Annotated in this window: 13 protein-coding genes; 11 read left to right on the top strand and 2 right to left on the bottom strand. The window is 62.3% G+C overall.

Annotated elements, in window-relative coordinates:
- Positions 1-191: 191 nt before the first annotated feature.
- Positions 192-1247, bottom strand: a complete 1056-nt coding sequence (locus V8192_RS04110; RefSeq protein WP_341631774.1) for a diacylglycerol/lipid kinase family protein — start codon at positions 1245-1247, stop codon at positions 192-194.
- A gap of 114 nt (positions 1248-1361) precedes the next feature.
- Between V8192_RS04110 and lptF the strand changes: the two genes are divergently transcribed.
- From lptF to V8192_RS04090, 4 genes are all read left to right on the top strand, one after another.
- Positions 1362-2585 (top strand): LPS export ABC transporter permease LptF, encoded by a 1224-nt coding sequence (lptF, locus tag V8192_RS04105; RefSeq protein WP_341631773.1) that lies wholly within the window; start codon positions 1362-1364, stop codon positions 2583-2585.
- Positions 2582-3679: an LPS export ABC transporter permease LptG gene (lptG, locus tag V8192_RS04100; protein WP_341631772.1), complete on the top strand. Its 1098-nt coding sequence runs from the start codon at positions 2582-2584 to the stop codon at positions 3677-3679. Before lptF ends, lptG begins: the two co-directional genes overlap by 4 nt.
- Before the next feature lie 118 nt (positions 3680-3797).
- Positions 3798-3953 carry a hypothetical protein gene (locus V8192_RS04095; protein ID WP_341631771.1) on the top strand — a complete coding sequence of 52 codons (156 nt, stop codon included), beginning with the start codon at positions 3798-3800 and terminating at the stop codon, positions 3951-3953.
- A gap of 239 nt (positions 3954-4192) precedes the next feature.
- Entirely contained in the window at positions 4193-4621 is a 429-nt protein-coding gene (locus V8192_RS04090; protein ID WP_341631770.1) for a hypothetical protein, read from the top strand.
- 86 nt (positions 4622-4707) lie between these two features.
- On the opposite strand, the gene V8192_RS04085 is transcribed toward V8192_RS04090, so the two are convergent.
- Positions 4708-4866 carry a hypothetical protein gene (locus tag V8192_RS04085; protein ID WP_341631769.1) on the bottom strand — a complete coding sequence of 53 codons (159 nt, stop codon included), beginning with the start codon at positions 4864-4866 and terminating at the stop codon, positions 4708-4710.
- A 135-nt stretch (positions 4867-5001) separates the two neighbouring features.
- Here V8192_RS04085 and V8192_RS04080 point away from each other — a divergent pair, with 135 nt between their 5' ends.
- From V8192_RS04080 to V8192_RS04050, 7 genes are all read left to right on the top strand, one after another.
- Entirely contained in the window at positions 5002-5754 is a 753-nt protein-coding gene (locus V8192_RS04080; RefSeq protein ID WP_341631768.1) for a proteasome-type protease, read from the top strand.
- A 135-nt stretch (positions 5755-5889) separates the two neighbouring features.
- On the top strand, positions 5890-6831 hold the full coding sequence (locus tag V8192_RS04075) for a CHAD domain-containing protein (RefSeq protein ID WP_341631767.1): 942 nt from the start codon (positions 5890-5892) through the stop codon (positions 6829-6831).
- Between the two features lie 103 nt (positions 6832-6934).
- A complete protein-coding gene (locus V8192_RS04070; RefSeq protein ID WP_341631766.1) occupies positions 6935-7528 on the top strand; it encodes a cytochrome b in 594 nt (197 codons plus the stop codon).
- 274 nt (positions 7529-7802) lie between these two features.
- The gene (locus tag V8192_RS04065) at positions 7803-9293 is read left to right on the top strand and encodes an efflux transporter outer membrane subunit (RefSeq protein WP_341631765.1); all 1491 of its coding nucleotides are present in this window, start codon (positions 7803-7805) and stop codon (positions 9291-9293) included.
- A complete protein-coding gene (locus tag V8192_RS04060; RefSeq protein ID WP_341631764.1) occupies positions 9283-10428 on the top strand; it encodes an efflux RND transporter periplasmic adaptor subunit in 1146 nt (381 codons plus the stop codon). The genes V8192_RS04065 and V8192_RS04060 overlap by 11 nt, the downstream gene beginning before the upstream one ends.
- Positions 10425-13544: an efflux RND transporter permease subunit gene (locus V8192_RS04055; protein WP_341631763.1), complete on the top strand. Its 3120-nt coding sequence runs from the start codon at positions 10425-10427 to the stop codon at positions 13542-13544. The genes V8192_RS04060 and V8192_RS04055 overlap by 4 nt, the downstream gene beginning before the upstream one ends.
- 377 nt (positions 13545-13921) lie before the next feature.
- Positions 13922-15841, top strand: a complete 1920-nt coding sequence (locus V8192_RS04050) for a TIR domain-containing protein (RefSeq protein WP_341631762.1) — start codon at positions 13922-13924, stop codon at positions 15839-15841.
- Positions 15842-15891: the final 50 nt, after the last annotated feature.

Raw genomic sequence — 15891 nt, 5'->3', positions numbered from 1 at the left:
CACTCGCTGTCTGCGGGTGCCCCGGACAGGACCGAGCAGCATTTGATCGCCAGACTGAAGCATATCCCGAAATTCCTGCCGCAATGGCGCTCCTCGAGGGAAGTGGTGAATCCGGCGGAAGCGATTGTCCACCAGAACTTTCTGGAAGGTTTACCGTCTTGCCTCAGAGGCTGCAGAAGAGTGGCGGGAGGTTAGGCGGCCAGCTTTACAAACGCGAGGGGCTGGGCTGGCCTGAGGTTGATCGGGCTGCCGCGCTCTGCGCGGAATGTCTCGCCATCGAGGATAATGTTCGAATTCTCGCCTTCGATGGTGATCTCCTTTGCCTCTTCGAAATGAACCCCGCGCACTTTCTCACGCCCGAGCTTGCCGAGCAGGCTCGCTACGATACCACGCAGGATCGAACTTGGCCGTTCTTCGACGGCGAGAAGCTTCAGGACTCCCGAGCGGCGTCCGCCAAGTTCGCTTGCAAGGAGAAGCCTCTCGAGCGTCGTAACAGCGAGCAGCGAAAAACGCCCGGTGATGTTGTGGCCCTCTTCCCTAAGCGACACGCTTAGTGGCTGCGGATCGGGCGGCAGGAAACCTGCCTTCATCTTCAGCATCGTTTTCAGCAGCAGCGCAAAGGCCGTGATCCCGTGAGAAAGTCCGTTGGGCAGTCCCAGAGGATAGATCTTGTCGCGGCAGTAAAGCATCGTATCGGCAAGGCCTGCACCTCCCAGGAACATGCCGATGACGGGCCGGTCTTCCCCGCCGGGCCTGCGAAGCGCGATCAGCTCGCGCGCCACGGTATAGTCAGGAAGATCCTCGGTTCGCGCGAGCGCGATCAAGCGCTCGAGCGTCGTCACCGGATCACCGCGGGCGCCAAGATCAAGGGCAATGAGATTGGTCTTGCCGCTCGGAAGGACCGCGACCGGGGGCGGACTATCGCCAAAATGACCACCGTTGGTGAGTTCCGTCAACACTGCCTGGACAGTGCCATCGCCCCCATTGATGGCGAGCACCTTGGGCCGGACCCTGGCGATCGACTTCATCGCCTCGCCGATCTGGTGGGCGTGCTCGACCTCATAGTGGAAGACGTCCGGGTGGTCCGCGCAATATTCGCGGATTCTCGGCAACTGCGCGATATTGCCTGTCGACCTGGGATTGGAGAGCAGCGCGATCCTGACTCGGGACCTGTTGGGGCATGCCGCGGACGCGCATGAGCTCTCCTCCCCCACCGGGGCGGCAGCATCATCGGCTTGTCGCAGCATTTCCGGCATGAATCCGCTGACCGTTTCGCTATAGGGCCTCAAAGCGGATGGAGGCTCCCGAAGTGCGGGTTCACCCATCCACGATGGAATCTCGGCTGCCTTTGCGGCCAAATCATGGTGCTGGGACGACCAAATTTGCCCCGAGTTGGACTGATTGATCGCTATCTTGCGCGTTCCATCGCGGTCCCGCTGGTGGGATCGCTGATTCTCGCAGCGATGCTCCTCGTCCTCGACAAGATGCTGCGGCTCTTCCAATATGTCGTCGATGCCGGCGGCCCGGTCAGCGTTGTCTGGCGAATGCTTGCCAATCTTCTTCCCGAATATCTGTCCCTGGGCATTCCGATCGGCCTCATGATGGGCATCCTGCTGGCCTTCAGGAAGCTTGCCCTCTCGTCCGAGCTGGATGCGCTTCGAGGGATCGGCATCGGCTACACGCGGTTGCTGCGCATACCCTATTCCTATGCAATCCCGCTCGCTCTCATCAATCTCTTCATCGTTGGATATCTCGAGCCCTACACCCATTATCGCTACGAGGGCCTTCGCTTCGACCTCAAGTCCGGCGCGCTCGGCGCTGCCATCAAGGTCGGCGAGTTCAACCAGCTTGGGCGTCGGCTAACCCTTCGGATCGACCGCAGCGAGAAGAAGGGCACGCAGCTGCACGGTATTTTCGTTCACAGCGATGACGGCAAGGGAATGACGATCGCGGCGACCGCGCAGCAGGGCCGGTTCCTTGCGACCGACGATCCCGACAAGATCCTGTTCCGGCTGACCAAGGGCCGGCTGGTCCAGGACAGCCCGCGCTTCCCGACGCCAAGGACGCTCGCCTTCGACACCTACGATCTTCCGGTCAGCCTGCCGATCATCGGGCAGTTCCGGGGGCGGGCAGCAGGCGAGACCGACGAGCTCTACCTCCATGAGCTCTGGCGCCTTGGCTACGGCGGGGCTGCCAAGACGCACGCGGACCAGATCGCGGCGAAGGCCGACTTCAACTTCCGGATGGTCGAAGTGCTGATGATGCTGATGCTTCCGCTGCTCGCAGTGGCGCTTGCGGTGCCGCCGAAGCGCAGCTCATCGAGCCTCGGCATCTTCGTTTCCATCCTGGTCGTGGTCGCCTATCACAAGATAAACCAATATGCCGCCGCGGCTGCGACGCGCGGCGACATCGATCCTACCCTCGGGCTATGGCTGCCCTTCGCGCTGCTGTGCGTTCTGATCCTGTGGATGTACCACGTGCTTGCCGACCGGCCCGGGGGGCAGCCGATCGGCGCCCTCGAACGGTTCTTCGCGCTCGCCGCCAAGTGGATCCGCGGTCTTTTTCCAAAGCCTCGTGAAGCATGATCAACCTCGGCTTCTTTCCCTCGAGGCGTCTCGCTCTCTACATGGTGCGGCTGTTCCTGACGCGCAGCCTTGCGGTGCTTGTCGCTCTCGTCCTCATTTTGATGACGCTCGATCTCCTGGGAGAATCCGGGAAGATCCTCGCTGTTCCGGGCAACAGCGATGCGGACCTTTGGCAATATGTCGTGCTTCGGGTGCCGATCCTCATCTCCCGCTTCCTCCCTTTTTCGGTGCTTCTCGGGACCCTGATCGCGTTCGTGGGGCTCAACCAGAACAGCGAAGTCGTCGCGATGAAGGCTGCGGGCCTGTCGGCGCACCAGATCCTTGCTCCACTCATCGTGGCGAGTATCGCGATCGCCGCCGCCTTATTTGCCTTCAACGAGGGCGTGGTCGTCAATTCGACCCGCAGGGTCAGCGCATGGACCGACAATGATTATAAGCCAGTGCCCCCCGCGAGCGGGATCCTCGGCAACGTCTGGGTTCTGGACGGCGACGACCTGATCCGCGCGAGCACGGTCGGCGGCAGGCCCTTTACGGCGCATGGAGTGACGATCTTCGACCGCTCCGGCGGGATCCTCCAGCGCGAGATCAGTGCGGCGCGCGCATTGCCGCGGCCGGCCCAGGGCGACTGGGTGCTTCAGGACGTCCGCATCTACAATGCCAACATGAACGTCGTCCGACGTGTTCCCGAGATGGCCGGCATGCAAGGTGTCACGCCAACCCAGCTGACACTTGCCAAGGTCGATCCCACAGAGCTCGACTATTGGACCCTCCGGCGCCGCACCGCCGAACTCGAAGCCGCCGGACGTCCCGTAGACGAAGCGCGTGCGGGCCTTGCCCACAAGATTTCGCAGCCTCTCTCGATCCTGCTCATGCCTCTGCTCGCGGCCGTGGCCGCATTCGGACTCGCCCGCTCGGGTCAGGTGCTCCTGCGCGCGGTCATCGGGATGGCGCTCGGATTTGCCTATTTCATGGTGGACAATTTCAGCCTCGCGATGGGCAATGCCGGGACCTATCCCCCGCTTATCGCGGCCTGGGCGCCCTTCCTTCTGTTCCTGCTAATCGGCGAGACGGTCCTCATTCGGACCGAGGAATGACCAGGCGCTAAGCAGTTCATTTACGGAGGATTTTCCGGCCGGGATTCAACTCACAATAAAGCTTGCATGATAGCCCGTTTAGGAGTCGATTGGTGCCGGGCTACCGGGGAGGTCGAGGGTGTACCCCAGCATTCATTTCTTTACGCGACAGGCCGCGCGCGAAAAGCTTGCCGCGATGCGTGCGCTGACGGAGGCTGCAAGGGCCCGCCATCTCGCACTTGCCGAAGATTATCGCCAGCGCGCGGAGGCGATGCAGGCGGCAACCCAGCCCTGAGGACCATCGTTCCCCGTCGGCGCTCACGGCTAATGAGGGCGCAGCGGGTCCTGCACGTATCAAGTCGCAGTCCTTTGCGAGGCTGAGCGAAGCGGAAGGGTGAACCTGCCGTTTCGCGACCCCCTGTCAATTCGTCGACATTATGACTCGGCTCGCCGTGAACATCGGCGCCCTCGCCCCTCTCCCGTTGCACGGCGGCCGTAGTTCGTTGAATCTCGGCCCCCGAGGGAAGGGAAGTTATGAACGCAGCAAAGTGCGTAGCCGCGCTCACTCTGCTGTTGCCGCTCGCCGGTGCAGCGCAAGCGAAGAGCTTCGCCTGGTGCCAGGTGAACGGCGACAAGTACCAGAATTATCTCAGCGACATCGTCGAGATCGACGACGGACCCGATGCTTTCCGGGCGTTCAGAGCCGGCGCCTTCGGCAGCGGCTTCCGGCAGTTCGTCCAGTCCTCGCTCGACTCTCACGCGGCAGTCCTCGACTGCAACAAGCAGGAGACGCGCTTCTTTGCCGAGGACTATATCGGAGTCCTCATCAATGCGAACCCGGGCTATAAGTTCGTCAAGACGGGTTGGCATGGCAGTCGTTCCGCAGCGTCGGTCGAGCACCAGCAAAAACATGCGCAGGGTGGCGGCGAGGCCCGCGGCGATGGTCTTCGCTATCGACGCTAGTTGAGGACGGGCCGGTCAGCTCTTCGGGTCACAAAAAAGGGGCCACCAACGTTGGTGGCCCCGGGCTGAATTGATCGGGAGAAAATTCAGCGCTGCTGAGTCCGGTGCGGACCGGTCTGGCTCTTGTGTGTTCGCTCGCTTGACTTGTGCTTGCGATCGTCCCGGGTCAGCTCCTGGGACTGCTGCCACTGGTTCTGGCGGCCGGTGTCGCCCTGCTGGCGATTGTTGCTCTTACGGTCTTTCATTTTGGAACCTCCTGAACTCGCGCGCTCATCCGAGCACACTCGATAGGAACGGTTGGCGGCATTCGCTGTTTCTTCGTTGGGGGCGGCATGCCCTGCTGAAGCGACCAGTCGAGCTGTCAACGGCGAGCGAGGAACGTGACCTATTGTCTTGGGATGCTGCTGGATGCCGGGCTTGTCCTCATGGCGGACACGCGGACCAATGCGGGCGTGGACAACTTCTCGACCTTCAGGAAGCTGCACGTGCTCCTCGATGAGCCCGGCAGAGAAGTCTATGCGGCGACGGCGGGCAATCTTTCGCTCAGCCAGTCGGCGATCGGCTTCCTCAACGAACGCAAGCGCCAAAGGGGAAGCGCGGCGAACAGCCGCAGCCTCGACAAGGCCGAAAACATGTTCCGCGTCGCGCAAATCGTCGGCGAAACGGTCGAAAAGGTCGGCGCAACGATCGGAGCAGCACTCGCGCGCGAACATATCGATAATTCCATCGAGATGCTCGTTGGGGGCCGCATCGGAGACGGACCGATCAAGCTCTTTCTCGTCTACACGATCGGCAATTTCATCGAATGCACGCCGGACGTGCCGTTCCTCCAGATCGGGGAGACCAAATACGGGCGGCCGATCCTCGACCGCGCGCTTGGTTACGGCACATCCCTTGCCGAGGCAGCCAAGATCGGGCTCCTGTCGTTCGACAGCACGATGGAATCGAACCTTGGCGTTGCTCAGCCGATCGATCTCATCGTGATGCCGAAGGATCCTGCCAAATCGTCGTTCAAACACCGGATCGAGGAAGAGGATTCCTATTTCCTCGAGACAAAGCGAAGATGGGCAAGGATCCTCAACGACGGCGTGACCAGCCTTCCTGACCCTCCCTGGCTGACCCAGTTGCCTTAAGGCTAGCCGGGAATTCCGCGGGCGCGACCTTGCGGCCCCCCTCTTCTCGCTGCTGTTAAGTCATGCTCCCCGAAGGGAACGGACAGGGCAGCAAGAATGTTCGCCGGGGTGCGACAATTGCGATAGAGCACCTCAATGAGCGGCAAGGCCGGGCTCATCGGCGAAGCAGAAGCGCCCCGGATCCATCGGCGGCGTTCTCCTGCACCTCACCGCAAGAACCAGGTTCCGGCCAGGGCCGGGCCCGTCGGACTGCACAGAGGCCTCACCATCGTACAGGGATTTGAGGCAATCATCGCCTCGTGCCTTTGCCATCTTCAACTTAATCTGGCCCTGGTCGTTGATCGGAGAAACGCGGAGGCGCTCCATCAGGCACGCGTCGCAATACGGCGCCTCCGATCAGCGCTGGCAATGTTCGCGCCGCTGACGGCGGGCCGACAGCTCACTCCGATCAAGAACGAGCTGCGCTGGCTCGTCAGCGAGTTTGGCGATGCAAGAGACTTCGACGTTTATCTTGAACGCGATCTCTTGGAGGACCAGCGCTGCTTCGCACAGGAGCGCCGCGAGGATGCCTATGATCGAGCCGCAGAGGCAATCACGTCGTTGAGATCTCGGCTGCTCTTCCTCGATCTCCTTGCTTGGATGCGAGAGGGCAAGTGGCGCACCGGTTCGAACGCGCGCAAGATGCTTGACCCGTTCATCGACCGCCGCATCGATCGCCTTTGGGAGAAGGTTTTAGGTTCAGGGACCATTTCACGAATGAACGACCATCGTCGTCACCACCTGAGGATCCGGGTGAAGAAGCTGCGCTATGCGCTGGAGTTCACCGAAGGGCTGCACTCTCGTCGACCTCGCCGCAAGAGAAGGGTCGGCAAGGCGCTGAGGGAGGCGCAGCAGTCGCTCGGCGCCTTGCAAGACATCGTCACCGCAGGTTCGATGATGATTCTGAACCCATGCCTCGCCACCAAGCAGCCCTCGGCAAGGCAGCAGAAACACTTGGTCCGCGACGCAGACCGTGCCATCTCCCATCTTCGTAAAACCGGTCCCTACTGGCATGAAAAAAGGCGTCAGCGTGCATGAGCACTCAGCTGCTGACCGCGGAACCAATGCGCGTCACCTGCATCCAATGCAGAAGTCGGAAGTTCTCCGTTGTCCCTGAACCAATCTCGCGGGAGGAGTGTCGATGGCAATAGAAACTGCCGGCAGCGTTCGAGAGCCGCTCAGATACTCCAACGTTGCAGTGACGCTTCACTGGCTGATCGTTGTGCTGCTGCTCGTTCAAGTCTGGCTCGGCTTCACCTTCGCCGATATGCCAAAAGGCCCTCACCGCACCGACTTCTTCACCTGGCACAAGACGGTCGGCGCGACGATTCTCGTGCTGACGCTCATCCGGCTCGCTTATCGCCTGACGAATCCGCCGCCCCCCTATCCCCGCGAGATGCCCGAGTGGCGCCGCAATGCGGCCGTGTGGACCCACCGGTTCCTGTACTTCTTCCTCATCGCCCTTCCGCTGACGGGCCTTGTGGCGGTCTCGGGCAGCGGTCACGCAACCACACCGCTCGTAGGTGGCGTTCCGCTACCGACGGTGCCTGGAGTGACGGAGCATGGCGGTGAGGTCTCGGGTGACATTCACGTCGTTCTTGTCTGGACGACGATTACCCTTCTCGTCCTTCATGTCAGCGCGGCGTTGTACGAGCAGTTCGCAGCGAGGGCCGGCGTTGCCTACCGAATGCCACCTTTCCAGCCCCGCACGGAGGAGTCTGCAGCCATCAGGTAGGTCTAGGTTGCAACGGAGACGAGGTCAGGACTGTTCGCCAGAGTCTCTACGGGAAGGAAGAGCGTCCCGCTCGCGGACAGGAAACGCTGGAAGCCAAACGACGTGGAGCCGCCTTCAGCGGCGTTCCGCGTCCTTGGCCCGCCAAGTATTACCCAGATGTAATTTGCCCCGCGCCGAGTTTCGCTTGAAGCCGCAACCAGCCTTGTGATGTGATACTATCGCGCCCCGAACAGGTCGTCCGGGGCGTTTCATCGCCTCAAGCGCTGTTGGGAGAATGGATTTCGTGCCCTCGCATCGGCTCGCGGTATTGGGGTTGGCAATTCTGGCCAGCGGCTGCGTCGTTGGCCCGAATTTCAAGTCTCCTGCTCCGCCTCCCGTCTCCCGATACACGCAGAAGGCACCTTCGACGACCGCTGCAACTCCGGACGTTCACGCAGGCGAAGCGCAGCATTTCTTCAGCGGCGCAGACATTCCCGCCGACTGGTGGACGCTGTTTCATTCAAGATCGCTGAACGCACTCATCGAGCAGGCGCTCGCCAACAGTCCTGACCTCAAGGCGGCGCAGGCGGCGCTGCTTGTCGCGCACGAAAATGTAAGGGCGCAGCGCGGCGCCTACGCCCCGCAGCTCAGCGCCGGAGCAAGCATCACCCGCCAGAAGGATCCGTCCGCGACGCTCGCTCCTGTGCCCGCGAACAATGCTTCGAGCTATACCCTCATCACGCCCCAGCTTAGTCTTTCCTACGTTCCTGACGTTTTCGGCCTGAACAAGCGGACCGTGGAAGCTGCAGCGGCGCAGGAGCAGGCCAGCCGCTACCAGATGATCGCGGTCGATATCACCTTGACGTCGAACGTCGTCCAGGCCGCCGTCCAGGAAGCCTCACTCGAAGACCAGATCGCGACGACGACCGAGCTCATCGGCATCAACCGGCAGATCCTCAGCCTCCTCCAATACCAGAAATCGAAGGGATATGTGGCCGGGACGGACATCGCTGCGCAGCAGACGCAGCTTGCCCAGCTCGAAGCCTCGCTTCCCCCGCTGCTCAAGCAGCGGGATCAGCAGAATGACCTCATCGCCGTCCTCACCGGCCGATATCCGAACCAGACCCCCAACCAGAGGTTCACCCTCGCGAGCTTGACCCTGCCCTCGCAATTGCCGCTCAGCCTTCCCTCGCTGCTCGTCGAACAGCGGCCCGACGTCCTTCAGGCCGAAGCCAACATGCACGCGGCTAGCGCGCAAATCGGAGTGGCGGCGGCAAACCGGCTCCCGAACATCACACTCACTGCAAACGCCGGCAGCAACGCTCTTGCGATCGGCCAGATCTTTGGTGCGGGGACCGGTTTCTGGAGTATCGGAGCGGCCCTCCTCGCCCCCATTTTCGACGGCGGAACGCGGCTTCACCAGGAACGGGGTGCCCGGGCGGCCTACCAGCAAACAGCCGCCCAATACCGCGGTACGGTCCTGACGGCTTTCCAGAACGTCGCCGATACCCTCGCGGCACTCGAGCATGATGCGGAAACGCTCAAGGCCACTGCCGCGGCAGCCGATGCGGCAAAAACCAGCCTCGATCTTGCGCGTCTTCAGTACCGGGACGGATATTCGAGCTACCTTGCCGTCCTCAACGCCGACCAGGCCTACCAGCAGGCGAGGCTGAGCCTTGTCCAGGCACAGGCGTCACGCTTTACTGACACCGCTGCTCTCTTCCAGGCCCTTGGTGGCGGCTGGTGGCACCGGCCTGAACTCATGGTCGAGGCAAGTGCGCGCTAGGCCGGCTTACCCGGCGCTGGCTATTCTGGCGCTTGCGCTCGCGAGCCTGTGCGGCTGTTCGTCCTCGCCCGACGACAATGGCACTGCTGCCGCCGCGGTCAGCAATGTCCGCCTCACGAAAGCGCAGCGGGCGCATATTCACCTCTACACGGTCGTTCCGGTTGCCTATCGGCAGACCATCGATGCCCCGGGCGTGGTCGACTTCGACAACGATCAGTCGACTGCCGTCGTTTCGCCCTTCACAGGCCCCGTCACCCATATCTTCGTGGCGCTCGGCCAGCCCGTCTCCAAGGGCCAGCCGCTCGCTGCGGTCCAGTCGGCCGACTACGCGGCGGCGGTCGCGGCCTATAGGAAGGCCGTCGTCACGTCCGCCAACGCTCGGCGGCTTGCAGCGGCCGACCGGGACCTTGCCGCGCACAACGGCATTTCCGAGCGCGAGGCCGCTCAGGCCCGGACCGACGCCGCAAATGCCGAGGCCGACAGAGTAGCAGCTCTGCAAAGCCTGGTCTCGATGGGAGTCGACCGCCATACGATCGCGAGTGCGACGTCGGGCAGTCCGGTCGCGGGTTTTGCCGGCATCATCCGTGCACCCGTGTCCGGAGTTGTCGTTGAAAAACAAATCACCCCCGGCCAGCTTCTGCAAGCTGGCAACACCGCGGCATTCACCGTCGCAAACCTCTCGCGGGTCTGGGTGCTTGCGCAACTTTCTCCTAGCGACCTTGCGTCGGTTCGATTGCATGATCTCGCGGCCATCAACCCGAAAAATGGCACGGGACCCTTTCGCGGCAGCGTAGAGAACATCGGCGCATCGGTAGATCCGGACACGCGCGCCGTCGTCGCAAGAATCGTTGCTCCCAATCCGGGCGGCTTGCTGAAGAAGCAGATGTACGTCGCTGTTTCGATCTCGTCCGGACAGCCGAGCACCGGCTTGCTCGTGCCCGTGTCGGCCGTCCTTCACGACGATGAGAATCTGCCCTTCGTCTACCTTGCGCTGCCAGACGGCAGCTTTGCTCGCCGTCACGTGACGCTCGGTTACCGAGACAGCCAGAATTATGACGTGACCAGCGGCCTTGCGAGCGGCGACCGGATCGTCGCAGACGGTGCCATCTTCCTCCAGTTCATGCAGAGCCAATGAGCGAGGGAGCCTCCGAGCCCCCACCGACCGGCTCATCCTTCATCAATCGGATCGTTGCCCTCGGTCTCGAACAGCGCGTCCTCGTTGCGTTCCTCGCAATCCTCCTCATCGGTGCCGGAATACACGCGTGGAGTCGGCTTCCCGTCGATGCCTATCCGGATCTCTCCCCACCCATGGTCGAGATCATCACCCAGTGGCCAGGTCACTCGGCTGAAGAGGTGGAACGGCTGATCACGGTCCCGATCGAAAGGGAAATGAACGGCATTCCCAAGGAAAGTAATATCCGTTCGATCTCGCTTTATGCCCTTTCGGACGTGAGCATGACCTTCGACCAGGACACCGATCGCCAGTTCGCACGGCAGCAGGTTTTCAACCGGGTCGGAGACCTCAGCCTGCCCAGCGGAGTAACCCCGTCGGTCAGCCCACTCACCTCTCCTTCCGGGCTCATCTACCGCTATACGCTGGAAAGTCCGGATCGCTCGCCGACAGAACTCAAAACCTTCGAGGACTGGGTGGTCGAGCCGCAATTCCGATCGGTCCCCGGGGTCGCCGACGATTCGGGGTTCGGTGGCGGCACCATGCAATATCAGGTGCTGCTCGACCAATATCGTCTGGCCGGAGCGGGCCTTTCATCGCAGCAGGTGGAAAGCGCGCTCGCAGCCAACAACGGCAACAGCGGCGGCGGCTTCTATTCGGAAGGCAGCCAGTTCTACTATGTCCGAGGTCTGGGGCGTGTCTCGGGCCTGGATGACATCGGGAATGTCGTCGTCGCCGCGCACCATGGGATCCCGACCCTCGTCAAGGATGTCGGCGAGGTCACCCTTGGCATTGCGCCCCGCCTCGGTCAGTTTGGAATCGATCGCCAGAACGATGCCGTGGAAGGCGTCATCATGCTTCGTACCGGCGACAAGACTCAGGACGTCCTGAAGGGCGTCGAAGCCAAGACGAGCGAGCTCAACAGCAGTATCCTTCCAAAAGACGTGAAAATCGTCCCCTTCTACGACCGCTCCGACCTCGTCCATGAGACGGTGCGCACCGTCGAAAACAACCTCGTTCGCGGCATGCTGCTGGTGATCGTCGTTCTGATCTTCTTTCTCTACGACATCCGGTCGGGACTGATCGTCGCCGTTACCATTCCGCTGTCGCTTCTCTTCGCCTTCGCCTGCCTTAACCTCCAGAACGCATCGGCAAACCTGCTCTCCATCGGCGCGATCGATTTTGGAATCCTCGTCGATGCGGCAGTGATCATGGTGGAGAATATCTATCGCCGCCTCGCAGAAAGCGAAGACCGGGCAGGAAATGTCGGCGCAATCATCCGCGAGGCTGCCGCAGAGGTCGACCGCCCGCTCTTTTACTCGGTCATCGTGATCGTCGTCAGCTTCCTTCCCATCTACGTCCTGTCCGGCCCGTCGGGGGTGCTGTTCAAGCCGATGGCGGACACGATGATTTTCGCGCTGATAGGCTCACTGATCGTAACCCTGACATTGCTTCCCGTGCTCTGCTCCTGGCTGATGCGGAGCGGGGTTCGGGAGCGCCGCAACGCGGTCTTCGAACGCATCCGCTCCAGCTATGTCGTCGGGCTCGATCGCTGCCTTGCAAGGCCCCTTGGAACGATCATCGCATCGGCGGTGCTTCTCATGGCCTCGTTGCTGCTCTTCGCCGACGTCGGCGCCGAGTTCATGCCGCATCTCGATGAGGGCGCTTTGTGGGTCCGAGCGACCATGCCCTATACGATCTCATTCGATCAGTCGGCTAAGATCGTCCCGCAGATCCGCTCCATTATCGCATCCTTTCCCGAGGTGACGACGGTTGCCTCGGAGCATGGGCGCCCGGATGATGGCACCGATGCGACGGGGTTCTTCAACGCGGAATTCTACGTTGGCCTGAAGCCATATTCGAAATGGCGCGGGTCCGTCCGCGACAAGGCGCAGCTCATCGCGGCCATCAACAGCAAGCTCCAGAACTTCCCGGGCATCACGTTCAATTACACGCAGCCTGCCGAAGACGCCGTCGACGAAGCGGAGACCGGGCTGAAAAGCGCGCTTGCAGTAAAGCTGTTCGGAACCGACCTCAACACGCTTGAGCAGAAGGGCAAGGCGATCAAGGCCGTACTCCAGCAGGTCCGCGGCATCCGCGATGTTACGTTGGTGCAGGAGCTCGGGCAGCCGAGCCTCACGATCAAGATCGATCGTGCCAAGACGGCCCGCTACGGCATCAACGTCGATGACATCAACGGCCTGATCCAGACGGCGATCGGCGGTGACGTCGCGACACAGGTCGTGCAGCAGGAGAAGGAATTCGATCTCCTCGTTCGGCTACAGGGACAATATCGCGACAACCCGATCGCCATTGGCAACATCCTTGTTGCGACGCCCGGCGGCCAGCACGTGCCACTGAAGGACCTGGCCGACATATCCATCAGCAACGGGGCGTCCTTCATCTATCGCGAGAACAACAGCCGCTTCATCGGAGTGCAGTTCTCGGTCGAGGGCCGCGACCTTGCGAGCGCCGTCCAGGACGCGATGGCACAGGTCTCGCGCAAGGTGCCCTTGCCGCAGGGCTACCGCGCAGACTGGGGCGGCGAATATAGCGAATACACGGCCTCTCGCGCGCAGTTGATGACGATCGTCCCCCTGACACTGCTTCTCATCTTCCTTTTGCTGTTCTTCCTGTACCGGAACTTCAAATTCCCAGCGATCGCCCTCGTCGGCGTGCTCATGTCCGCCCCGGTCGGAGGGATACTTGCGCTCTGGCTTACCGGAACGCCCTTCTCGGTTTCATCGGGGATTGGCTTTCTCGCGCTGTTCGGAGTCTCCGTACAGACAGCGCTCGTCTATATTTCCTACGTCAACGAGCTTCGTCTGAGCGGCACGCCGCTCGCCGAAGCGATCCGCGAAAGCGCGATCTTGAGACTGCGCCCGATCATGATGACCGCGTTGGTCGCAGCTCTGGGGCTGCTTCCGGCGGCAATTGCGACCGGCGTCGGAACCGACACGCAGCGGCCCTTCGCCGTCGTGATCGTCGGCGGCCTTGCGACCTGCCTCCTCATCATAATCTTCCTGATGCCGGCACTCTATACGGTGGTCGCGCGCGAGGGTGACCATCTCGAGGTCTAGGGCGGCTTGCTCCTTGATCTCGCAAGAAGCCCGGTCTCCGCACGGCGAGGATCGGCCGGATTTGAAAGAGCGGATTATCGGACCTCGACGAGACCTCGCCCGTATTCCCTTCGTGCCAATTGTCGTTTGCGGTCCGGGGTGCGTATGTTAGCTTCGCCGCGCTCGGAAGGGGGGTCCCTTCACAAAAATTGACCAATCCGGTCGTCGCTCGTTGCAGGAGCGGGGATGAGCCATGAATGACCACTCGCGCAAAGGACCTGCGACGGCGAGGCGCGTCACCGGCGGATCCCCGAAGCGTGTCCTGGGCTCGTACGCCATTAAAGCTGTCCGGCCGATCCGATGACCACGCAGCCGTAGGAACTTGGGAATGGGGGCAGGTGAACGCTGATCCTGACACTGGCGCGGGCAAGCCCGCGACGCTGTTTCTCAGCTATTCAAGGACGGACGAGACGCGCGCGAAGCGCCTCGCGCAGATTCTGGAGAAGAGCGGCTACGAGATCTGGTGGGACGCCCTGATCGAGGGCGGGGCTGCCTACGCGCGGTCGATCTCTGAGGCCCTCGACCATGCCGACGCGGTCATCGTCCTGTGGTCTGCAAGATCGGTCGAATCGGACTGGGTCCGTGACGAGGCTGCGCAGGGACGTGACCGACACCGGCTCATACCGCTCAGCCTCGATGGCAGCGCGCCGCCGATCGGCTTTCGGCAATATCAGGTGATCGATCTATCGCACTGGCATGGGCGCAGCGGGTCTCGGGAGATCGAAGCGATCATTCGAGCCATCGATGCGGTGATCCACGACAGGCACGTTCCCACGCCATCGCACTCCTCACCGGTCTCGCGCCGCGCGGCCCTGATTGCCGGTGGGAGTGCAGCGGCACTCCTCGCTGCCGGAGGCTGGTTCGGATGGGAAAAAGGCCTGTTCAACGGTGGCGCGACGGCGCTCAGCATCGCCGTCGTCTCTTTTCGAAACCTCAGCGGCGACGCCTCGCAGGCATATTTTTCGGATGGGCTCACGGAGGAGGTGCGCGTTGCGCTGACGCGCATCAATGCGCTCCACGTGCTCGCCGGCACATCGACCGACAAGGCGAGCGAGGGCAGCGAGGACGACCCAAAGAAGATCGCCCAGACATTGTCCGTCCGATACGTGCTCGGCGGCTCCGTGCAGCACGCTGGCGACACGGTGCGAATCGTTGCCAACCTTGCCGACGGCTCGACGGGTTTCACGCGGTGGTCGCAAAGCTTCGATCGCAAGCTGACCGACATCTTTGCGCTGCAAAGCGAGATCGCGCGCACCGTCGCCCAGGCGATGTCGATCGAGGTTGCAACGAGTGCGCCTGCCCCAGGCGGCACCAGGAACGCAAAGGCCTATCAGGACTACCTCCAGGGGAGGGCTCTCTTCAATCTTGCAAAGGACGAGACGACGGACCGCGCCGCCCTCGACCTCTTCGACCAGGCGCTTGCCGCCGACCCGAAGTTCGGTCTCGCCCTTGCAGCCCGGTCGCGATCGCTGGCGGCATTTGCCGGCGAATATGCCAAGGGAAGCGAGATCAAAGCGCTTTACGAGCAATCGATCGCAGCAGCGCGCCGCGCGGTCGAAGTCGCGCCGACGCTCGCCGAGGGACAGCTGGCGCTTGGCTTTGCACTCTTCACAGGGAAACTCGACCTTCTGGCGGCAAGGCCGTTCTACGACCGTGCCTATGAGCTCGGAGGCGGGAATGCCGACATCGCCCTCCTATATGCGCTCTATTGCTCGCGTGCCGGTCGGCCCGGCGACGCGACGAGGGCAGTCGAGCGCGCAGTGACCCTCGATCCACTCAATCCCCGTGCTCACCGTGCGCGGGGTTCGGTTGCCTATGCCGCCCGCCGCTACACCGATGCGCTCGCTCCACTGAAGCGCGCGCTCGAGCTCAATCCCAAGATGACCTACGCGCACGCGCTGGCTGGAAGCGCTCTGCTGGGCCTAGGCCGTTACGCGGAGGCAAAGCGCGAATTTGCCGCCGAGCCGGAGGCCCAATTCCACTTCAGCGGCCTCGCGATTGCCGAGTTCAAGCTCGGCAATCGGGCAGCAGCGCAGCAGGCATTTTCAGATCTCGTGTCAAAGGTCGGCGACAGCGCCGTTTACCAGCAGGCCGAGGTCCTGGCGCAATGGGGAAAGCCGGACGACGCGCTGAGGGCGCTGCAGCGGGCACATGAGGTTGGCGACTCTGGCCTCATTTATGCCGCTACGGACCCGCTTCTCGACCCGATCCGCAAGGATCGACGCTTCGCGCCGCTGATGCGCTCCTTGAACTTGTAGACGACAGCCCCTTTGCGGCGGACCTGATCCGTGAGACAATCCGCTTCCTC

Source organism: Sphingomonas agri (genome assembly GCF_038148795.1).
Taxonomy (GTDB): domain Bacteria; phylum Pseudomonadota; class Alphaproteobacteria; order Sphingomonadales; family Sphingomonadaceae; genus Sphingomicrobium; species Sphingomicrobium agri.
Note: the sequence above shows the minus strand (reverse complement) of the source record. Positions and strands in the feature narration are given on the sequence as shown.

Excerpts from the sequence above, each read along its gene's own strand:
- V8192_RS04090 (WP_341631770.1), top strand. The coding sequence starts at position 4,193 with ATGAACGCAGCAAAGTGCGTAGCCGCGCTCACTCTGCTGTTGCCGCTC.
- V8192_RS04075 (WP_341631767.1), top strand. The coding sequence starts at position 5,890 with ATGAGCGGCAAGGCCGGGCTCATCGGCGAAGCAGAAGCGCCCCGGATC.
- lptG (WP_341631772.1), top strand. The coding sequence starts at position 2,582 with ATGATCAACCTCGGCTTCTTTCCCTCGAGGCGTCTCGCTCTCTACATG.
- V8192_RS04110 (WP_341631774.1), bottom strand. The coding sequence starts at position 1,247 with ATGCTGCGACAAGCCGATGATGCTGCCGCCCCGGTGGGGGAGGAGAGC.
- lptF (WP_341631773.1), top strand. The coding sequence starts at position 1,362 with ATGGTGCTGGGACGACCAAATTTGCCCCGAGTTGGACTGATTGATCGC.
- V8192_RS04085 (WP_341631769.1), bottom strand. The coding sequence starts at position 4,866 with ATGAAAGACCGTAAGAGCAACAATCGCCAGCAGGGCGACACCGGCCGC.
- V8192_RS04055 (WP_341631763.1), top strand. The coding sequence starts at position 10,425 with ATGAGCGAGGGAGCCTCCGAGCCCCCACCGACCGGCTCATCCTTCATC.
- V8192_RS04065 (WP_341631765.1), top strand. The coding sequence starts at position 7,803 with ATGGATTTCGTGCCCTCGCATCGGCTCGCGGTATTGGGGTTGGCAATT.
- V8192_RS04070 (WP_341631766.1), top strand. The coding sequence starts at position 6,935 with ATGGCAATAGAAACTGCCGGCAGCGTTCGAGAGCCGCTCAGATACTCC.